This window comes from Sphingomonas sanguinis NBRC 13937 (assembly GCF_001591005.1).
GTDB classification, from domain to species: domain Bacteria; phylum Pseudomonadota; class Alphaproteobacteria; order Sphingomonadales; family Sphingomonadaceae; genus Sphingomonas; species Sphingomonas sanguinis.
Genome location: NZ_BCTY01000067.1, coordinates 1 through 14,194, shown reverse-complemented (window position 1 = coordinate 14,194; position 14,194 = coordinate 1). Strand labels below are relative to the sequence as shown.

Below are 14,194 nucleotides of genomic sequence, written 5' to 3'. Positions count from 1 at the left end.
CGCTATCGAGAGGTGGGATACCCCTCCACCAGCTTCGCTGGTCCCCCTCCCCTTACAGGGGAGGAATGACAGATTTACGCCGCCATGGTAAACGGCTCCAGCCCGGCGAGGCGGGTGACGACCGGTGGGGTCGGGATGGTGCGGGGCGTCATCCCCTTCACCTTGTCCGCAATCGCCTTGATATGCGCGGGCGTCGAACCGCAGCAGCCGCCCAGGACATTGACCTGCCCCTCGACCGCCCATTCGCCGACCAGACCGGCGGTGGTCACGGGCGCTTCATCATAGGCGCCCAGTTCGTTGGGCAACCCGGCATTGGGATAGATCATGATCAGCGTGTCGCAGATTTCGCTCAGCGTCTTCACATGCGGGCGCAACTGCTCCGCGCCGAACGAGCAGTTCAGCCCGATGGTCAAAGGCTTGGCATGGCGCACCGCATGCCAGAAGGCCTCGACCGTGTGGCCCGACAGGTTGCGCCCCGACAAGTCGGTCAGCGTCATCGACAGCATGATCGGGATGTCCCGGCCCAGCGCCTCGCCTGCTTCGATCGTCGCCATGATCCCGGCCTTGGCATTGAGCGTATCGAACACCGTCTCGATCAGAATGAAGTCCGCGCCGCCCTCGACCAGCGCGTCGATCTGTTCGCGGTACACGTCCTTCAGATAATCGAAGTCGATCTCGCGATAGCCCGGATCGTTTACGTCCGGGCTCAGCGACAGCGTCTTGTTGGTCGGCCCGATCGCGCCCGCGACGAAGCGGGGGCGGCCATCCTTGGCCTGATATTCATCAGCAAGGCGGCGGGCGAGCTTCGCGCTCTCGACATTGATCTCACGCACCAGATGTTCGGCGCCGTAATCGGCCTGGCTGATCCGGTTGGCCGAGAAGGTGTTGGTCTCGGCGATATCCGCGCCCGCTTCGAAATAGGCGCGGTGGATGGACTCAGGCACCTCCGGCTTGGTGAGCGCCAGAATGTCGTTATTGCCCTTCTGGTCATGGGTCAGGCCCAGCGTGCCCGCATAGGCCGCCTCGTCCAGCTTCCAGTTCTGGATTTCTGTGCCGAACGCGCCGTCGGTGATCAGGATGCGCTTGGCGGCTTCGGCCAGGAAGGTGTCGCGGGTCGTCATCGGTACTGCTCCTGCTCTGGCGAGCGGTTGTTCTTTTGGGTGGGGAGCATCGGGCTTCATCGCCCGTGGCCCTGCCCTCCCCCATCCCCTCCCGTTTACGGGAGGGGCGTGCTTGGGTCGTCGGTCATGCGCTATCGCCAACCTCGACCCTCTATTTCATCACTCCCCTCCCGCAGGCGGGAGGGGCCGGGGGAGGGAAAGCCGCGAGCGACACCCCCTGCTAATTCAGCCCCCTTACGCCGGAAGCGTTAACATCACGCCGCCACGACCGCCTCGGCCTTCTTGCCCCGCACGCCCAGCAAATGGCTGATCGCATAGGCCAGCTCGGCGCGGTTGAGCGTGTAGAAGTGGAACCCCTTCACCCCGCCCGCATAGAGCCGACGGCACATCTCGGCAGCAATGGTCGCGGCGACCAGCTGACGCGCGGCGGGGTGATCGTCCAACCCCTCGAACAACCGGTCCATCCACTCAGGAATGCTTGCCCCGCACAAGGCAGCGAACTTGCGGGTCTGCGCGACGTTCGACACCGGCAGAATGCCGGGCAGGATCTCCGCCGTGATGCCCGCCGCCGCCGCATCGTCGCGGAAACGGAAATAGGCTTCGGGCGAGAAGAAGAACTGAGTGATCGCACGGGTCGCGCCCGCATCGATCTTGCGCTTCAGATTGTCGAGGTCGGCCACCTTGTCGGTCGATTCCGGATGACATTCGGGATAGGCCGCGACCGAAATCTCGAACGGGTGCAGCTTCTTGAGGCCCGCAACCAGATCGGCGGCATTCTCATACCCGCCCGGATGGCTGACGAAGCGCGCGCCCTCGGCAGGGGGATCGCCGCGCAGCGCCACGATATGCCGCACCCCCGCCGCCCAATATTCCTGTGCGACCTGATCGATCTCTTCGCGGGTCGCCTCGACACAGGTCAGGTGCGCCGCCGCCGCCAGCGTCGTCTCACGCTGGATGCGCGCGACCGTCGCATGGGTGCGCTCGCGGGTCGAACCGCCAGCACCATAGGTCACCGAGACGAAACGCGGGTCGAGCGGCTCCAGCGTGCGGATCGCATCCCAGAGTTGCGCGTCCATCTTCTCCGTCTTGGGCGGGAAGAATTCAAAGCTGACCGCGATATCGCCGCCCACATCGGCGAACAGCGGCTCCTCATGCGCCAGCGCGGCCTCGGCCCGCGTCAGGATCGTGTTCGTCATGCCGCCCTCACCCTATTCGTCTCGACGGGCCGAAGCCCCTTTTTCACACCCAGCCAGAGCTTGACGGTCAGTTCGCCGCCCTCCAGCGTCTCGGTCCGCGCCAATGTCAGCCCGGCGGGGCCGAACCAGCTGGCCATTTGTTCGTCGGCAAAACCCAGACGGCTATGCGCCGCCTTTTGCCGCAATTCCTCGCGGTCGTGCGGCGCGAAGTCCGCAATCAGCAAACGCCCGCCCGGCCCCAGCACCCGCGCCGCCTCGGCAATCGCCGCACCCGGCTGCTGCGCGAAGTGCAGGACATGGTGGAGGATCGCGATGTCCGCCGCGCCGTCGCCCATGGGCAGCGCATAAAGGTCCGCCTGCCGCAACTCGGTATTGGCGCGTCCGTGCAGCTTGGCGCGGGCGAGGCGCAGCATCTCCGACGAACGGTCGATGCCCAGCGCCGCATCGGCGCGGTCGCCGAACAGCTCGAGCATCCGCCCGGTGCCGGTGCCGATATCGATCAGCGTGCCCAGATCGCCCTCGCCGATCAGGCCCGCCATTGCCTCCTCGATCTCGCTGTCCGCGACATGGAGCGATCGGATCGCATCCCATTCGCCCGCATGATCCTCGAACCAAGCCGCAGCACTTGCCGCCCGGTCGGCGCGCACCGCCGCCAGTCGCGCGACGTCGGCCACGACCCAGGGATCGGGCGTCTCCGCCGTCCAGCGATCCAGCGCCGCCGTCATCGGCTCCACCGCCTCGCGGTCGCCGAGCGCCACGAAGACCCAGCTACCTTCCTTGCGCCGCTCGGCCAGTTCGGCGTCGACCAGAATCTTCACATGGCGGCTTACGCGCGGCTGGCTCTGCCCCAGGACCTGGGCCAGCTCGCCCACCGACAGCTCCATCGAACGGAGCAAGGCCAGGATGCGCAGCCGCGTCGGATCGCCCAGAGCGCGAAAGATTTCGAGGGCGTTGGCCATGGATCACGATATAAAGATATCTTTATATGCGGTCAACGGAGGGAACTCATTTCCGCGGGCACGGACCCGAAACGGTCGATCTGCGTTGGCACGCCGATCATATGTTTGAAACGGGAGTGTTTGCCATGAAGAAGGTCCTCATCCTCGCCCTGACTGGCGCCGCCGCGATGTCGCTGGCTGCGTGCAGCCAGAATAGCCGCGAACAGACCCAGCAGGCTGCCGACGCCATCGGCTCGGACGTGAAGGCGACGACCCAGAATGCGTCGGACGATGTCGAGGCGGCGACCGCCAAGGCGCTGAACTCGGCCGAGAACGCCATGGACAAGGCGGGTGCCAAGCTCGACCGCGCCGGTGACCGCGCCGCCGCCCAGGCCGACCGCGCCGGTGACAATATCGACCGTGGCCTCGACCGTGCGGGCGATAAGATCGAAAACGGCACGGCAAAGGCCCGCGAGGCGACCGGCAATGCGCTGGTCCGTGCGGGCGAGGACGTTCGCCGCTAAGGACTTTATCCTTCGGGATGATGAAAGGGGGTCGATGAGGATTCTTCGGCCCCTTTTTTCGTCGGTAGAGGACGATGCCCCGACCTCAGTCGAAGCGAACCTTCCCCCGCCCCGCCTTCACCTGGGACCGCCCCTTCTTGGCATCCACCCGCCGCGTCTGGGACGCGCGCGTCGGTTTGGTCGGCCGCCGCTTCTTCGGCACGATCGTCGCCTCGCGGATCAGGTCGATCAGCCGTTCGCGCACCTCGCGCCGGTTCATTTCCTGCGACCGGCTAGCGTCCGCGCGCAAGGTCAGCACGCCGTCCTTGCTCAGCCTCTGCCCGGCCAGCACGGCCAGGCGCATCTTCACCGCCTCGGGCAGGCTGGGCGAGCCGCCCACGTCAAAGCGCAGCAGCACCGCACTGTCGGTCGTGTTGACATGCTGCCCACCCGGCCCGGAGGCGCGGGTGAAGCTCTCGGCGATCTCGCGCTCGTCGATCGCGATGGCGCGGGTGACGGGAATCAGCGCCATCGCAGGTCCGCCTAGTTCTGGAAGATGCCGAAGCGCTCCGGAATCGGGGCTTCGGCGGTGATCGGGTCCTTGGTGTCGCCGCGCGGCACGGTCAGGCTGGCGGCGTGGAGCAACATGCCCCCCGCCTCGCCCGCACCATAGACGGGATCGCCGACCACGGGTGCGCCCAGCCCGGTCGCGGCATGGACGCGAATCTGGTGCGTGCGGCCGGTCTCCGGCCGGAACTCGACCAGCGTACGGCCATCCTCATGCCGCAAAGCACGCCAGCCGGTCCGCGCGGACTTGCCCGCCGGGTCGGCGACCATCCGCCAGCCTTCCTCCATGGTCGACACCTTGGCGAGCGGCAGGTCGATCATGCCCTCCCCCTCGACCAGGCCGTTCAGCACCGCCAGATAGCGCTTTTCGACCAGCCCGGACTCGAACGCCTGCTGGAAGCGGGCATGGGCCTTGGGGTTGCGCGACAGAAGCAGGCAGCCGCTGGTGTCGCGGTCCAGCCGGTGCACCGCATGCGGCCAGCGCTTGAACCCGAATTTCAGCGATTCCAGATGGTTTTCGAGGCTGATCGACCCGTTGCGGGGCCGATCCACGGGCAAGCCCGCCGGTTTGTCGATTACCAGCGCTTCGCCGTCGATGAATAGAACGCGATCTCCGTGCATCGCGCTCCCTTGCCACCGCCAGCGCCGACATGCCAGAGGGCCGCGCGTCATGCCGACCCTTCTTGCCGCTTTGCTCCGCCTGTCCGCGCTGCTGTCGATCGCGGCGATGCCCGTCATGGCCCAGGCGCAATTCTGTGACGGCGCGCTGCCGCCGCCCGGGCCCGATGGCCGGGTCGCGGGGCATTTCCCCTATGGCGATGCCGCCCCTGCCGACATCGTGCCCGCGCCGGCCGGGTTCGGGCTTAAGCCCTATTGCCGGCTGCACCGCGCGATGATCCCCGATCTGTTGCGGATGCTGGAAGCGGCCAAGGCCGATCCGTCGGTCGGCGGCACGCTGCACGGCCTGTCCTGCCACCGCGAGGTCGCCCGCCAGCGCAACGTCTTCTGCCGCGACCTCAGCGTCTCGGCCGCCGAGCGCGCCATCTCGGTCGCACCCGCCGGGCATAGCGAGCATGCGACCGGCTATGCGATCGACTTCGCGGTCCGCCCGGCCAAGGGATGCCCCGATGCCGAAGCCTGCATGGCCGCGACTCCGGCGGCGCGCTGGCTGATCGCCAACGCCCCCCGCTTCGGGTTCGAGATGAGCTTCCCGGCGGGCAACAAGCAACGGGTGAAGTGGGAACCCTGGCACTGGCGCTGGGTCGGCACGAGCCCGAACGAGCCGGGCGCGGCGCAGGCGCGGGCTGTCTTTGCCAAGGCGCGGGCGCAGTTTCCCGCCAATCCGGGGGTACGCGATCCGCTGAAAGTCCTGGTGACCAGCCAGCCGCCAGTCCCGGCCGCTCCGGCTGCCGCACCCGCCCCAGTGGTGAAGAAGGGCAAGCGGCGATAATCGCGGAGCCTGGCCGTCGACCGCGCTCAGGTCGAACGGACGTCAGGCAAGAAGGCGGGGGCACCCATCGGCGCCCCCGTATCCGAAATCATCCGAACAGCTTGGCGGCCGTCTCGGCGATGCGCTTGCCCTGATAACGGGCACCGTCCAGATCGATCTGGCTGGGCTGGCGGCTACCGTCGCCGTCCGCCAGCGTCGACGCGCCGTACGGTGTGCCGCCATGGACTTCCTTCACGCCCATCTGACCCTGGAAACCATAGTCCAGGCCAACGATGGTCATGCCGTGGTGGATCAGGTTGGTCAGCACCGAGAACAGGGTGGTCTCCTGCCCGCCATGCTGGCTGGCGGTCGAGGTGAAGGCACCGCCGACCTTGCCGACCAGACCGCCCTTCATCCACACGCCGCCGGTCGTGTCCCAGAACGCCGCCATCTGGCTGGCCATCCGGCCATAGCGGGTGGGCGTGCCGACGATGATCGCGTCATAGTTCATCAGCGCGTCGGGGCCCTCGATCTCGGGGTGCGCGGTGTCGGTCTTGAAGTGCGCGGCGGCGACCACTTCGGGCGGCGCAGTTTCGGCGACGCGGCGGATATCCACCTCGGCCCCACCGGCGCGCGCGCCCTCGGCAATGGCGTCGGCCATCTTCTCGATATGACCGTAGGACGAATAATAAAGGACCAGAACCTTGGTCATGTGACATACTCCCTTCAGAAAGTGGCAGTTATTCGGAATCGACCAGAACGATCTCGGCATCCTCGACAGCGGTGATCGTCACGGTCCGTCCACCCGTCTCCTGGGCGGACAGCGCCGCACCGTCGCGTGCCGCGAACGGAACACCGTCGATTTCGATCCGTCCGGTGGCAGGAACCAGATAGGCATGACGCCCCTCGCCCAACCGGTGCTCGACGCTTTCCCCCGCCCGCAGGGTCGCGCCCAGCACCCGCGCGTCGGCGCGGATGCGCAGGGCATCGCGATCCTCCTCGAAACCGCTGGCCAGGGTCACGAACTTGCCCGAACGCTCGCCCTTGGGGAATGGCTTGGCGCCCCAGCTCGGCTGGCCGCCCCGGCTGCGCGGCTCGATCCAGATTTGGAAGAGCGTCGTCGGCTCGGCCTCCAGATTATATTCGGCATGGCGCACGCCTGTCCCGGCGCTCATCACCTGGACGTCGCCCGCTGCGGTGCGACCGGCATTGCCCATCGAGTCCTGGTGCGTGATCGCACCGGTGCGGACATAGGTGATGATTTCCATATCGGCATGGGGATGCGGCGGGAAACCGGCATTGGGCGCGATGACATCATCGTTCCACACCCGGATCGCGCCCCAGCCCATGCGAGCGGGATCGTAATAACTGGCAAATGAGAAATGGTGCCGCGCGTCGAGCCAGCCATGGTTCGCATGGCCCAGGCTGTCGAAGCTGCGCCGGTCGATCCCGGCGGATTGGATTTGGGTGCTCATCGGATATCGTCCTTGGTTGCAGCCAAGATAAGGACGATTATGGGATCGTAAACGGAAACGCTGGAAACCGATCGTTTCCACGTTCATTGTAGCGCGAAGCCTGGGGTTTTGGGGGAGTGCCAAGCGGTGTCGATGCGTCTGCCGGACCTGGAAGCCTGGGCCATTTTCGCCGCCGTGGTCGAGCATCGCTCCTTCAGTTCGGCCGCCGATGCGATCGGCCTGTCCAAGGCGACGGTGTCCAAGGCGATCACCCGGCTGGAGGCGCAGCTCAACCAATCTCTGTTCCATCGCACCTCGCGCCGCCTGGCCCTGACCGAGGCGGGCAAGCCGCTGGCCGAGCATGCCGCCCGCATCCTGGCCGAGGCGCGCGCCGCCGAGGAGGCCGCGCGCGACGCGGCCAGTGCGCCCGCCGGTCGCATCCGCCTGGCCGCGCCGATGTCGTTCGGCGTCGCCAATATCGCGCCGGTGATCGCCGATTTCCTGGCGGCGCACCCCGATATCGAGATCGAACTCAGCCTGTCCGACGCGCGGGTCGATATCGTTGCCGAGGGTTATGACATCGCGCTACGCATCGCCGACCTGCCCGACAGCTCACTGCGCGCCCGGCGGCTCTGCGGGATTTCGACCCATATCGTCGCCTCGCCCGGCTATCTGGCGACCCATGGCACGCCCACCCATCCCAATGAACTGGGCGAGCACCGGCTGCTCAGCTATGCCAACGTCACCGGCCCCTGGCGCTTCCGCCATCCGGGCGGCGCGGAAGTCTCCGTCCGGCCACAGGGGCCGCTGACCGCCAATAGCGGCGATGCGCTGGTCCCCGCCGTCGTCGGAGGGCTGGGCATTGCCCGCCTGCCCGGCTTCATCATCGGACCGCATCTGGCCTCGGGCCGGGCGGTGGCGATCCTGGAGGATTGGACGCCGCCGCCGATCGGGCTGCACCTGCTCACCCCGCCCAGCCCCCTGCGCCCCGCGCGGGTCGAGGCGCTGATCGCCTGGCTGGCCGATCGGGTTCGCGACCCGTGTACCGCCGCCAAGGCGATGGAGGCCACACGATGAACCGCCTGCGCCCCGACGACAGCGATGCGCGCTTCATCCGCCGCATCGTCCTGACCCTGTTGATCCTTGCCGTCACCGCCGCCCTCTTCCGCGCGGGCGACCTGCTGATCCTGGCCTTCGGATCGATCCTGGGGGCGATCGTCATCCATGCCATCGCCGATCTATATGCCGACCATCTGCCGATCGGGCCGAAGCGTTCGCTGACCCTGTCGATCGCGACGGTGCTGGCGGTGCTGGGGTTCCTCGCCTGGCTGTTCGGCGTCGCCTTTCGCCAGCAGCTCAACACGCTGGTCACGCAACTGCCCATCCTGATCGACCAGCTGGCCGCCTGGGCTTCGCAATCGCCGGTCGGGGCCAAGGTGGTCGACGCGGTACGCGCCGCCTTTGCCGGGAGCCGCGTTGCGCGCGATATCGGCGGCCTCGTCTCGGGGGCAGGCGAATTCGTCCTCAACTGCCTGCTGCTGTTGGTCGGCGCGCTGTTCTTCGCTGCCGATCCGAAGATTTACGAGCGTGGTTTTCTGCTGCTGGTCCCCCGGTCGATGCGCCCCGCCGTGGAGGATGCGCTGTTCGACACCGGATCGACCCTGCGCCTGTGGCTGCGCGCCCAGTTGATCCAGATGACGACGATGGGCGTGCTGGTCGGTATCGGCCTGGCGATCGCGGGCGTGCCGTCCGCCGCCGCGCTGGGGCTGTTGACGGGCCTCAGCGAGTTCGTGCCTTATGTCGGGCCGATCGCGGCGATGCTGCCCGCGCTAGGACTGGCGGCGCAGGGCGGGAACGGCGCGATCATCGGTACCCTCATCACCTTCGCGGTCGTCCGGCTGGTGCAGACCAATGCCATCACCCCCTTCGTCACCAGCCGCGTCGTCGCCATCCCCCCCGCCGTCACCCTGTTCGCGATCATCGGCATCGGCACCATCTTCGGGCTGTTCGGCCTGTTCTTTTCTGCCGCGCTGCTGATCGTGGCCTTCACCCTGATCCGCAGCCTGTATCTGCGCGAGGTGCTGGGCGAAGATATTCCGGTCGTGGAGCATCAGACTTTGCTCGGCCCCGGCGCGAAGATGAAATAACGGAATCATAATCCGGGTTAGGGACGAATTAACCTTTTACGTTCACATCAGCGTTGGTTAATGAATAAAGCATCAGGTCGCCGGGGCATCAGGGGGGCGATCACTCGCAAATGGGGATTGTCGATGCGCGTTTTGCTGATCGAAGACGAACCGACGACGGCCAAGGCGATCGAGCTGATGCTCGGCAGCGAAGGCTTTAATGTCTATACGACCGATCTGGGCGAGGAAGGCCTCGATCTGGGCAAGCTGTATGACTATGATATCATTCTGCTCGACCTGAACCTGCCGGACATGCACGGTTATGACGTGCTGAAGCGCCTGCGGGTCGCGCGGGTTTCGACCCCGGTGCTGATCCTGTCGGGCATCAACGAGATGGATTCCAAGGTGCGCAGCTTCGGCTTCGGCGCCGACGATTACGTCACCAAGCCGTTCCACCGCGAGGAACTGATCGCGCGCATCCACGCGGTCGTCCGCCGGTCCAAAGGCCATTCGCAGTCGATCATCCGCACCGGCAAGCTGGCGGTCAATCTCGACGCCAAGACGGTCGAGGTCGACAATGCCCGCGTCCACCTGACCGGCAAGGAATATGCCATGCTGGAGCTGCTCTCGCTCCGCAAGGGCACGACGCTAACCAAGGAAATGTTCCTCAACCACCTGTATGGCGGGATGGACGAGCCCGAGTTGAAGATCATCGACGTCTTCATCTGCAAGCTGCGCAAGAAGCTGAGCCTGGCCTGCGAGGGCGAGAATTATATCGAAACCGTCTGGGGCCGCGGTTATGTGCTGCGCGAACCGGACGAGGTGGAGCAGGCCGAGGTCGCCTGATCCCCTTAACCGTTACCGAAAAAGGCCGGTTCGCGGGGGCGCGGACCGGCCTTTTTCGTGGAACTTACCCTTGGGTCTTCGCCGTCAGGCCAGGCGCTGCCGCCGACGCCGCGCGATGAACGCCAGCAGTGCGAGGCCAGCCGCCATCAGCGCGACGCTGCCGGGCGTGGGGATCGTGGTCGGCGATCCGCCGCTGCTGCCCGTCCCACCCGACGATCCGCCCGAACTGCTGGGCGGGTTGGACGAGGAAGGCGAGTAGGTGCCCACATAGGTGCCCAGGTGAAACTCGCCATTCTGCACCAGACTGGCGAACACGGCCGACCCTTCGATATAGTTGCCGGTCACCGCCGCCGCCTTGGGCGCCAGCACCGATCCCTTCCACGCCGTGGTCAGTTCCAGGCTGGTCGCATCGGGGAAATTCCAGATGACATGCTGGCCCAACCCCGTCGCATTGCCGAGGAAATTGTCGTCGAGCCGGACCGACGATCCCCGCACATTGACGATCACCGTGTCGGCACCGTTGGCGTTGAATGCGATCTCGCCGAAGCGTGACAGGTCGGCGGCGTTGAGATTAAACACGCCCACGCCATTGGCGCCAGGCACGGCATTGAAGGTCGCGCGATTGCCGCTGATCGACACCTGCGCCGTCGCGGCGAGCGCGGCATAGCTGTTCGACAGATCGGTCATGCTGCTCGCCAGCAGGCTCTTCTGCTGGTTCAGCCCCGAGACGAAACTGGGATCGCTGGCGCTCAGGCCCGACTGGACTATATTCTGGTTGATGTTGGTGTTGGACAGGCTGCCGCCCACCTTCACCGTCTGCACCGCGCCGTTCAGGTTCAGCCCGCTCTGGACATTGCCGCCGATCAGCGCGCCCGAGCCGTTGTTCAAATTCTTCGCACCGCCCAGCACGTCGCCGACCACGGTCAGCCCCGGCACCGAATAGCTGGACGCCGGAACCGTGCGAATCTGGTAGTTGGACGAATTGCCGCTCAGATTGCCGCCGACAAAGGTCCGCCCCTCCACCTCCGAGCTGGAGGTCAGGTCGCCGAGCACGATGAGATTCCATTCCTTCAGCGCATCGACCCCCACCACGGTCGGCGAGGCGATGGCGAGTGACGGCAGGGCAGCGACCAGCCCGGCCACAAGTAAACGGTGCTTCATGATCTGGGTTATAAACACCGAAGGCTGCGAAATCATCAGCCGCGATACGCCCTGCCTCCCGAAGCGAGACGCCGGTCCGTCCTATCGACAGCGCAGCGTTACGGTCTGTCCCGGCTTGTCATAGGTGATCGAGGAACAGTCCTTCAGCATGTCCGCGCCGATATAGACCACATAGGACGGCTTGCTCTTGGCCCGCTTGCCCTTGACCACGACATCGCGAGTCTCCGCCTCAAGTCCATCAGCCTCGCTGGGGTCGATATCGGTGGCCGCGCCATAGTCATGGGTGCGGACCAGCAAGTCGGTCAGCCGCAACGGCCCCAGCGTCAGGGGCCGGGTCAATCGAACCGGTCGCGCCGGACGGCGAACGCCATGGGAGATGAGGACCTGCTCGACGGCTCCGTCGAACTGTGCGCCCTGCGCCCGCCCGATGGCCGCCCCCGCCGCCGCGCTGGCCACGGAGCGCGGAAACTGTGGGACGAAGGCGAACAGGATGTCCTGGCCGCCGATCGGGACTTCGACGCTCGCCAGCCACCAGCCGTAACGTGGCGCCAGTTTCAGTGTCGCCTCACCCTCCCCTGCCTGGGGCGGGCGCAGCGTAAAGCGCACGATCGGATCGGGCAGGACATGGGGACCGCCCAGCGCCTCGTCGCCCGGATAGGCGTCGGTCTCGAACCACTTGACCCATTGGCTTTCCGGCGGCGCGTCGCCGACGCCCAGCATCACGCGCTGCACGCGTCCCGGCACGCGCACCGGACCGATCCGCGCCGAGGATGCAGGCCCCATCGAGAACAGCTTAAACCCGCCCCCGCCGATCTTCGCGTCATCCCCGAACAGCGCCTCGGCCCGCGCGCGGGGCAGATAGAGGAAGGTCGGCAGGCCCGGTCCGATCCGGGCCGGGATCGCGTGCCCCTCCACCGTGATCGTTACCCGCCCATCGGCAGGCACCTCCCGGATTGGCAGCGGCGGCGGCGGATCGCTGGCACCGACCAGCATCGGCAGCATCAGAGCCGGCACCATCCGCCGCGCGGGCGTCATATCAGCGTCGTTCCCACACCTTCTGCCCGCCGATCCACGTTTCCTCCACCTTGGTCGCGCGCAGCTCGCTCGGGTTGATGTCCAGGGGATTGCGGTCGACGATGATGAAGTCCGCCTGCTGGCCCGCCCCCAGCCGCCCGAACAGATCCTCGGCGAACCCGGCATAGGCACCGTCCATGGTGAAGGCCCGCCACGCCGCCTCGCGCCCGATGATCTCCTGCGGCTGCCACCCGCCATAGGGCTGACCGTCGGGCCCTTGGCGCGTGATCGCCGCCGCCCAGCCCGCGAACGGATCGGGTCGCTCGACCGGATAGTCCGACCCGAAGACCAGCGTCGCGCCGTTCTTCAGCATGCTGTTCCAGGCATAGGCCCCCGCCAGCCGCGCCGGGCCCAGCCGCGCCTCGGCCATCTGGCGGTCGCTCGTCTCGTGCACCGGCTGCATCGAGGCGATGATGCCATGCTTGCCGAAGCGCGGCAGGTCGGCCGGATCGACCACTTGCGCATGTTCGATCCGCCAGCGCCGGTCGCCCTTATAGGTCTCGGCCAGTTCGTCGATCGCGTCGAGGACCTGCGCATTGGCCCGGTCGCCGATCGCGTGGACCGCGATCTGGTACTTGTCCATCGCCGCGCGGCTCATCAGGTTGCGGATGACGTCGTCGGTCATGAAGCCCAGGCCGGTCTGGCCCGGCGCGTCGGCATAGGGCTGCTTCAACCACGCCCCGCGCGAACCCAGCGCGCCGTCGCCGTACAGCTTCACGCCGACCAGTTTCAGCTTGTTGTTGTACAGCCACGGCGTCGGCCCGGTGCCGCCGATGCGCACCGTATCGTCGACGCCGCCACCATAGCTCATGATCCGAACGCGCAGATTTCCGGCATCGCCCATCCGGCGATAGGTCATCCACTCGTCCAGCGTCGTGCCCATATCGGCGGTCGCGGTGATGCCGTGGCTCAGCAGCTCGTTCTGCGCCTTCAGGAAGGCGGCGTTGCGATCCTTGGCCAGCGGCTGCGGAATCGCCTTCTGGATCAGCGCCATGGCGGCATCGACAAACACGCCGGAGGGCTGGCCGCCGACCTTCTCGATCCGGCCACCGGCGGGCGAGACGGTCTTGGCGGTGATCCCCGCCGCCTTCATCGCCGCGCTGTTCGCCCAGATCGCATGGCCGTCGGCGCGCTCCATCACGACCGGCCGGTCGGAGACGGCCGGGTCCATATCGGCGGCGGTGGGGAAGCGGCCCAAGCCCCAGCTTTCCTGGTTCCAGCCGCCGCCCAATATCCATTTCCGCTCGGGGTTGGCCGCGACATAGGCGGCGATCCGCCCCTTCGCCTCATCAAGCGACTTGGTGGTCGCCAGGTCCAGCTCGATCTGGCGGAAGCCCAACGCCATCACATGCCCGTGCGAATCGACGAAGCCGGGCAGCATCACCCGCCCCTTCATGTCTGCCCGCCAGTCGAGCTTTTCCGGGCGCTTGTCCTTGGCACCCAGCAGCTTCACGACCTTGCCGTCCGGGGTCAGCAGCAGGCCGGTGAAGCGGACGACCTTGCCGTCCTTGTCCAGCGTCAGGCCGGTCACATTGTCGACCAGCGCATCGGCGAAGGCCGCAGCCGGGGTCAACGCGATCGACAACGCGGTCAGCGTGGCGCGGAGGATGCGGGGGAAGGAAGCCTGCTTTACCATGCCCGTTCCCTATCGGGTGAAGGCGAAGGTGGGAAGCGCAGGACACAATCATTCCTCCCCTGCAAGGGGAGGGGGACCATCCGAAGGATGGTGGAGGGGTGTAACCGGTGGCGAACGCAGACCGCCCTCACCAACCGGAACAC

15 protein-coding genes are annotated in these 14,194 nt (G+C 66.7%); 5 read left to right on the top strand and 10 right to left on the bottom strand.

Features of this window, described 5'->3' with window-relative positions:
- Positions 1 to 74 precede the first annotated feature (74 nt).
- From SSA01S_RS17395 to SSA01S_RS17385, 3 genes are all read right to left on the bottom strand, one after another.
- Positions 75 to 1,121 (bottom strand): homocysteine S-methyltransferase family protein, encoded by a 1,047-nt coding sequence (locus tag SSA01S_RS17395; RefSeq protein WP_061781405.1) that lies wholly within the window; start codon positions 1,119 to 1,121, stop codon positions 75 to 77.
- A 254-nt stretch (positions 1,122 to 1,375) separates the two neighbouring features.
- On the bottom strand, positions 1,376 to 2,317 hold the full coding sequence (metF, locus tag SSA01S_RS17390) for a methylenetetrahydrofolate reductase (protein WP_061781404.1): 942 nt from the start codon (positions 2,315 to 2,317) through the stop codon (positions 1,376 to 1,378).
- Entirely contained in the window at positions 2,314 to 3,276 is a 963-nt protein-coding gene (locus SSA01S_RS17385; RefSeq protein ID WP_061781403.1) for an ArsR/SmtB family transcription factor, read from the bottom strand. The genes metF and SSA01S_RS17385 overlap by 4 nt, the downstream gene beginning before the upstream one ends.
- Before the next feature lie 125 nt (positions 3,277 to 3,401).
- Between SSA01S_RS17385 and SSA01S_RS17380 the strand changes: the two genes are divergently transcribed.
- Complete coding sequence (locus SSA01S_RS17380) at positions 3,402 to 3,779, top strand: hypothetical protein (protein ID WP_058718350.1); 378 nt, start codon at positions 3,402 to 3,404, stop codon at positions 3,777 to 3,779.
- A gap of 85 nt (positions 3,780 to 3,864) precedes the next feature.
- Here the strand turns inward: SSA01S_RS17380 and arfB are convergent, their stop codons facing one another.
- On the bottom strand, positions 3,865 to 4,290 hold the full coding sequence (gene arfB, locus SSA01S_RS17375) for an alternative ribosome rescue aminoacyl-tRNA hydrolase ArfB (RefSeq protein WP_058734015.1): 426 nt from the start codon (positions 4,288 to 4,290) through the stop codon (positions 3,865 to 3,867).
- Between the two features lie 11 nt (positions 4,291 to 4,301).
- Positions 4,302 to 4,946 carry an RluA family pseudouridine synthase gene (locus SSA01S_RS17370; RefSeq protein WP_061781402.1) on the bottom strand — a complete coding sequence of 215 codons (645 nt, stop codon included), beginning with the start codon at positions 4,944 to 4,946 and terminating at the stop codon, positions 4,302 to 4,304.
- Positions 4,947 to 4,995: 49 nt separating this feature from the next.
- Here SSA01S_RS17370 and SSA01S_RS17365 point away from each other — a divergent pair, with 49 nt between their 5' ends.
- Complete coding sequence (locus tag SSA01S_RS17365) at positions 4,996 to 5,775, top strand: M15 family metallopeptidase (RefSeq protein ID WP_061781401.1); 780 nt, start codon at positions 4,996 to 4,998, stop codon at positions 5,773 to 5,775.
- A gap of 88 nt (positions 5,776 to 5,863) precedes the next feature.
- Here SSA01S_RS17365 and wrbA read toward each other — a convergent pair whose 3' ends face one another.
- Both wrbA and SSA01S_RS17355 read right to left on the bottom strand, forming a co-directional pair.
- On the bottom strand, positions 5,864 to 6,466 hold the full coding sequence (wrbA, locus tag SSA01S_RS17360; RefSeq protein ID WP_061781400.1) for an NAD(P)H:quinone oxidoreductase: 603 nt from the start codon (positions 6,464 to 6,466) through the stop codon (positions 5,864 to 5,866).
- Positions 6,467 to 6,494: 28 nt separating this feature from the next.
- Positions 6,495 to 7,229 carry a pirin family protein gene (locus SSA01S_RS17355; RefSeq protein ID WP_061781399.1) on the bottom strand — a complete coding sequence of 245 codons (735 nt, stop codon included), beginning with the start codon at positions 7,227 to 7,229 and terminating at the stop codon, positions 6,495 to 6,497.
- 132 nt (positions 7,230 to 7,361) lie between these two features.
- On the opposite strand from SSA01S_RS17355, the gene SSA01S_RS17350 reads away from it, so the two are divergent.
- The 3 genes from SSA01S_RS17350 (at position 7,362) to ctrA (ending at position 10,180) form a co-directional block, all read left to right on the top strand.
- Complete coding sequence (locus SSA01S_RS17350; protein ID WP_061781398.1) at positions 7,362 to 8,285, top strand: LysR family transcriptional regulator; 924 nt, start codon at positions 7,362 to 7,364, stop codon at positions 8,283 to 8,285.
- The gene (locus SSA01S_RS17345; protein ID WP_058734020.1) at positions 8,282 to 9,355 is read left to right on the top strand and encodes an AI-2E family transporter; all 1,074 of its coding nucleotides are present in this window, start codon (positions 8,282 to 8,284) and stop codon (positions 9,353 to 9,355) included. The genes SSA01S_RS17350 and SSA01S_RS17345 overlap by 4 nt, the downstream gene beginning before the upstream one ends.
- A gap of 123 nt (positions 9,356 to 9,478) precedes the next feature.
- Positions 9,479 to 10,180, top strand: a complete 702-nt coding sequence (gene ctrA, locus SSA01S_RS17340; RefSeq protein ID WP_058717908.1) for a response regulator transcription factor CtrA — start codon at positions 9,479 to 9,481, stop codon at positions 10,178 to 10,180.
- A gap of 84 nt (positions 10,181 to 10,264) precedes the next feature.
- On the opposite strand, the gene SSA01S_RS17335 is transcribed toward ctrA, so the two are convergent.
- From SSA01S_RS17335 to SSA01S_RS17325, 3 genes are all read right to left on the bottom strand, one after another.
- Positions 10,265 to 11,341 carry a choice-of-anchor A family protein gene (locus SSA01S_RS17335; RefSeq protein WP_061781406.1) on the bottom strand — a complete coding sequence of 359 codons (1,077 nt, stop codon included), beginning with the start codon at positions 11,339 to 11,341 and terminating at the stop codon, positions 10,265 to 10,267.
- An 81-nt stretch (positions 11,342 to 11,422) separates the two neighbouring features.
- Entirely contained in the window at positions 11,423 to 12,376 is a 954-nt protein-coding gene (locus SSA01S_RS17330; protein ID WP_061781397.1) for a hypothetical protein, read from the bottom strand.
- Position 12,377: 1 nt separating this feature from the next.
- Positions 12,378 to 14,051, bottom strand: coding sequence for an amidohydrolase (locus tag SSA01S_RS17325; protein ID WP_061781396.1), 1,674 nt, complete (start codon positions 14,049 to 14,051; stop codon positions 12,378 to 12,380).
- Positions 14,052 to 14,194 lie beyond the last annotated feature (143 nt).

What these genes read in the sequence shown, in the direction of transcription:
- SSA01S_RS17335 (WP_061781406.1), bottom strand. Translation starts at nt 11,341, where the DNA reads ATGAAGCACCGTTTACTTGTGGCCGGGCTGGTCGCTGCCCTGCCGTCA.
- SSA01S_RS17370 (WP_061781402.1), bottom strand. Translation starts at nt 4,946, where the DNA reads ATGCACGGAGATCGCGTTCTATTCATCGACGGCGAAGCGCTGGTAATC.
- arfB (WP_058734015.1), bottom strand. Translation starts at nt 4,290, where the DNA reads ATGGCGCTGATTCCCGTCACCCGCGCCATCGCGATCGACGAGCGCGAG.
- SSA01S_RS17380 (WP_058718350.1), top strand. Translation starts at nt 3,402, where the DNA reads ATGAAGAAGGTCCTCATCCTCGCCCTGACTGGCGCCGCCGCGATGTCG.
- SSA01S_RS17385 (WP_061781403.1), bottom strand. Translation starts at nt 3,276, where the DNA reads ATGGCCAACGCCCTCGAAATCTTTCGCGCTCTGGGCGATCCGACGCGG.
- SSA01S_RS17330 (WP_061781397.1), bottom strand. Translation starts at nt 12,376, where the DNA reads ATGACGCCCGCGCGGCGGATGGTGCCGGCTCTGATGCTGCCGATGCTG.
- SSA01S_RS17395 (WP_061781405.1), bottom strand. Translation starts at nt 1,121, where the DNA reads ATGACGACCCGCGACACCTTCCTGGCCGAAGCCGCCAAGCGCATCCTG.
- SSA01S_RS17325 (WP_061781396.1), bottom strand. Translation starts at nt 14,051, where the DNA reads ATGGTAAAGCAGGCTTCCTTCCCCCGCATCCTCCGCGCCACGCTGACC.
- ctrA (WP_058717908.1), top strand. Translation starts at nt 9,479, where the DNA reads ATGCGCGTTTTGCTGATCGAAGACGAACCGACGACGGCCAAGGCGATC.
- SSA01S_RS17345 (WP_058734020.1), top strand. Translation starts at nt 8,282, where the DNA reads ATGAACCGCCTGCGCCCCGACGACAGCGATGCGCGCTTCATCCGCCGC.
- SSA01S_RS17365 (WP_061781401.1), top strand. Translation starts at nt 4,996, where the DNA reads ATGCCGACCCTTCTTGCCGCTTTGCTCCGCCTGTCCGCGCTGCTGTCG.
- SSA01S_RS17355 (WP_061781399.1), bottom strand. Translation starts at nt 7,229, where the DNA reads ATGAGCACCCAAATCCAATCCGCCGGGATCGACCGGCGCAGCTTCGAC.
- wrbA (WP_061781400.1), bottom strand. Translation starts at nt 6,466, where the DNA reads ATGACCAAGGTTCTGGTCCTTTATTATTCGTCCTACGGTCATATCGAG.
- SSA01S_RS17350 (WP_061781398.1), top strand. Translation starts at nt 7,362, where the DNA reads ATGCGTCTGCCGGACCTGGAAGCCTGGGCCATTTTCGCCGCCGTGGTC.
- metF (WP_061781404.1), bottom strand. Translation starts at nt 2,317, where the DNA reads ATGACGAACACGATCCTGACGCGGGCCGAGGCCGCGCTGGCGCATGAG.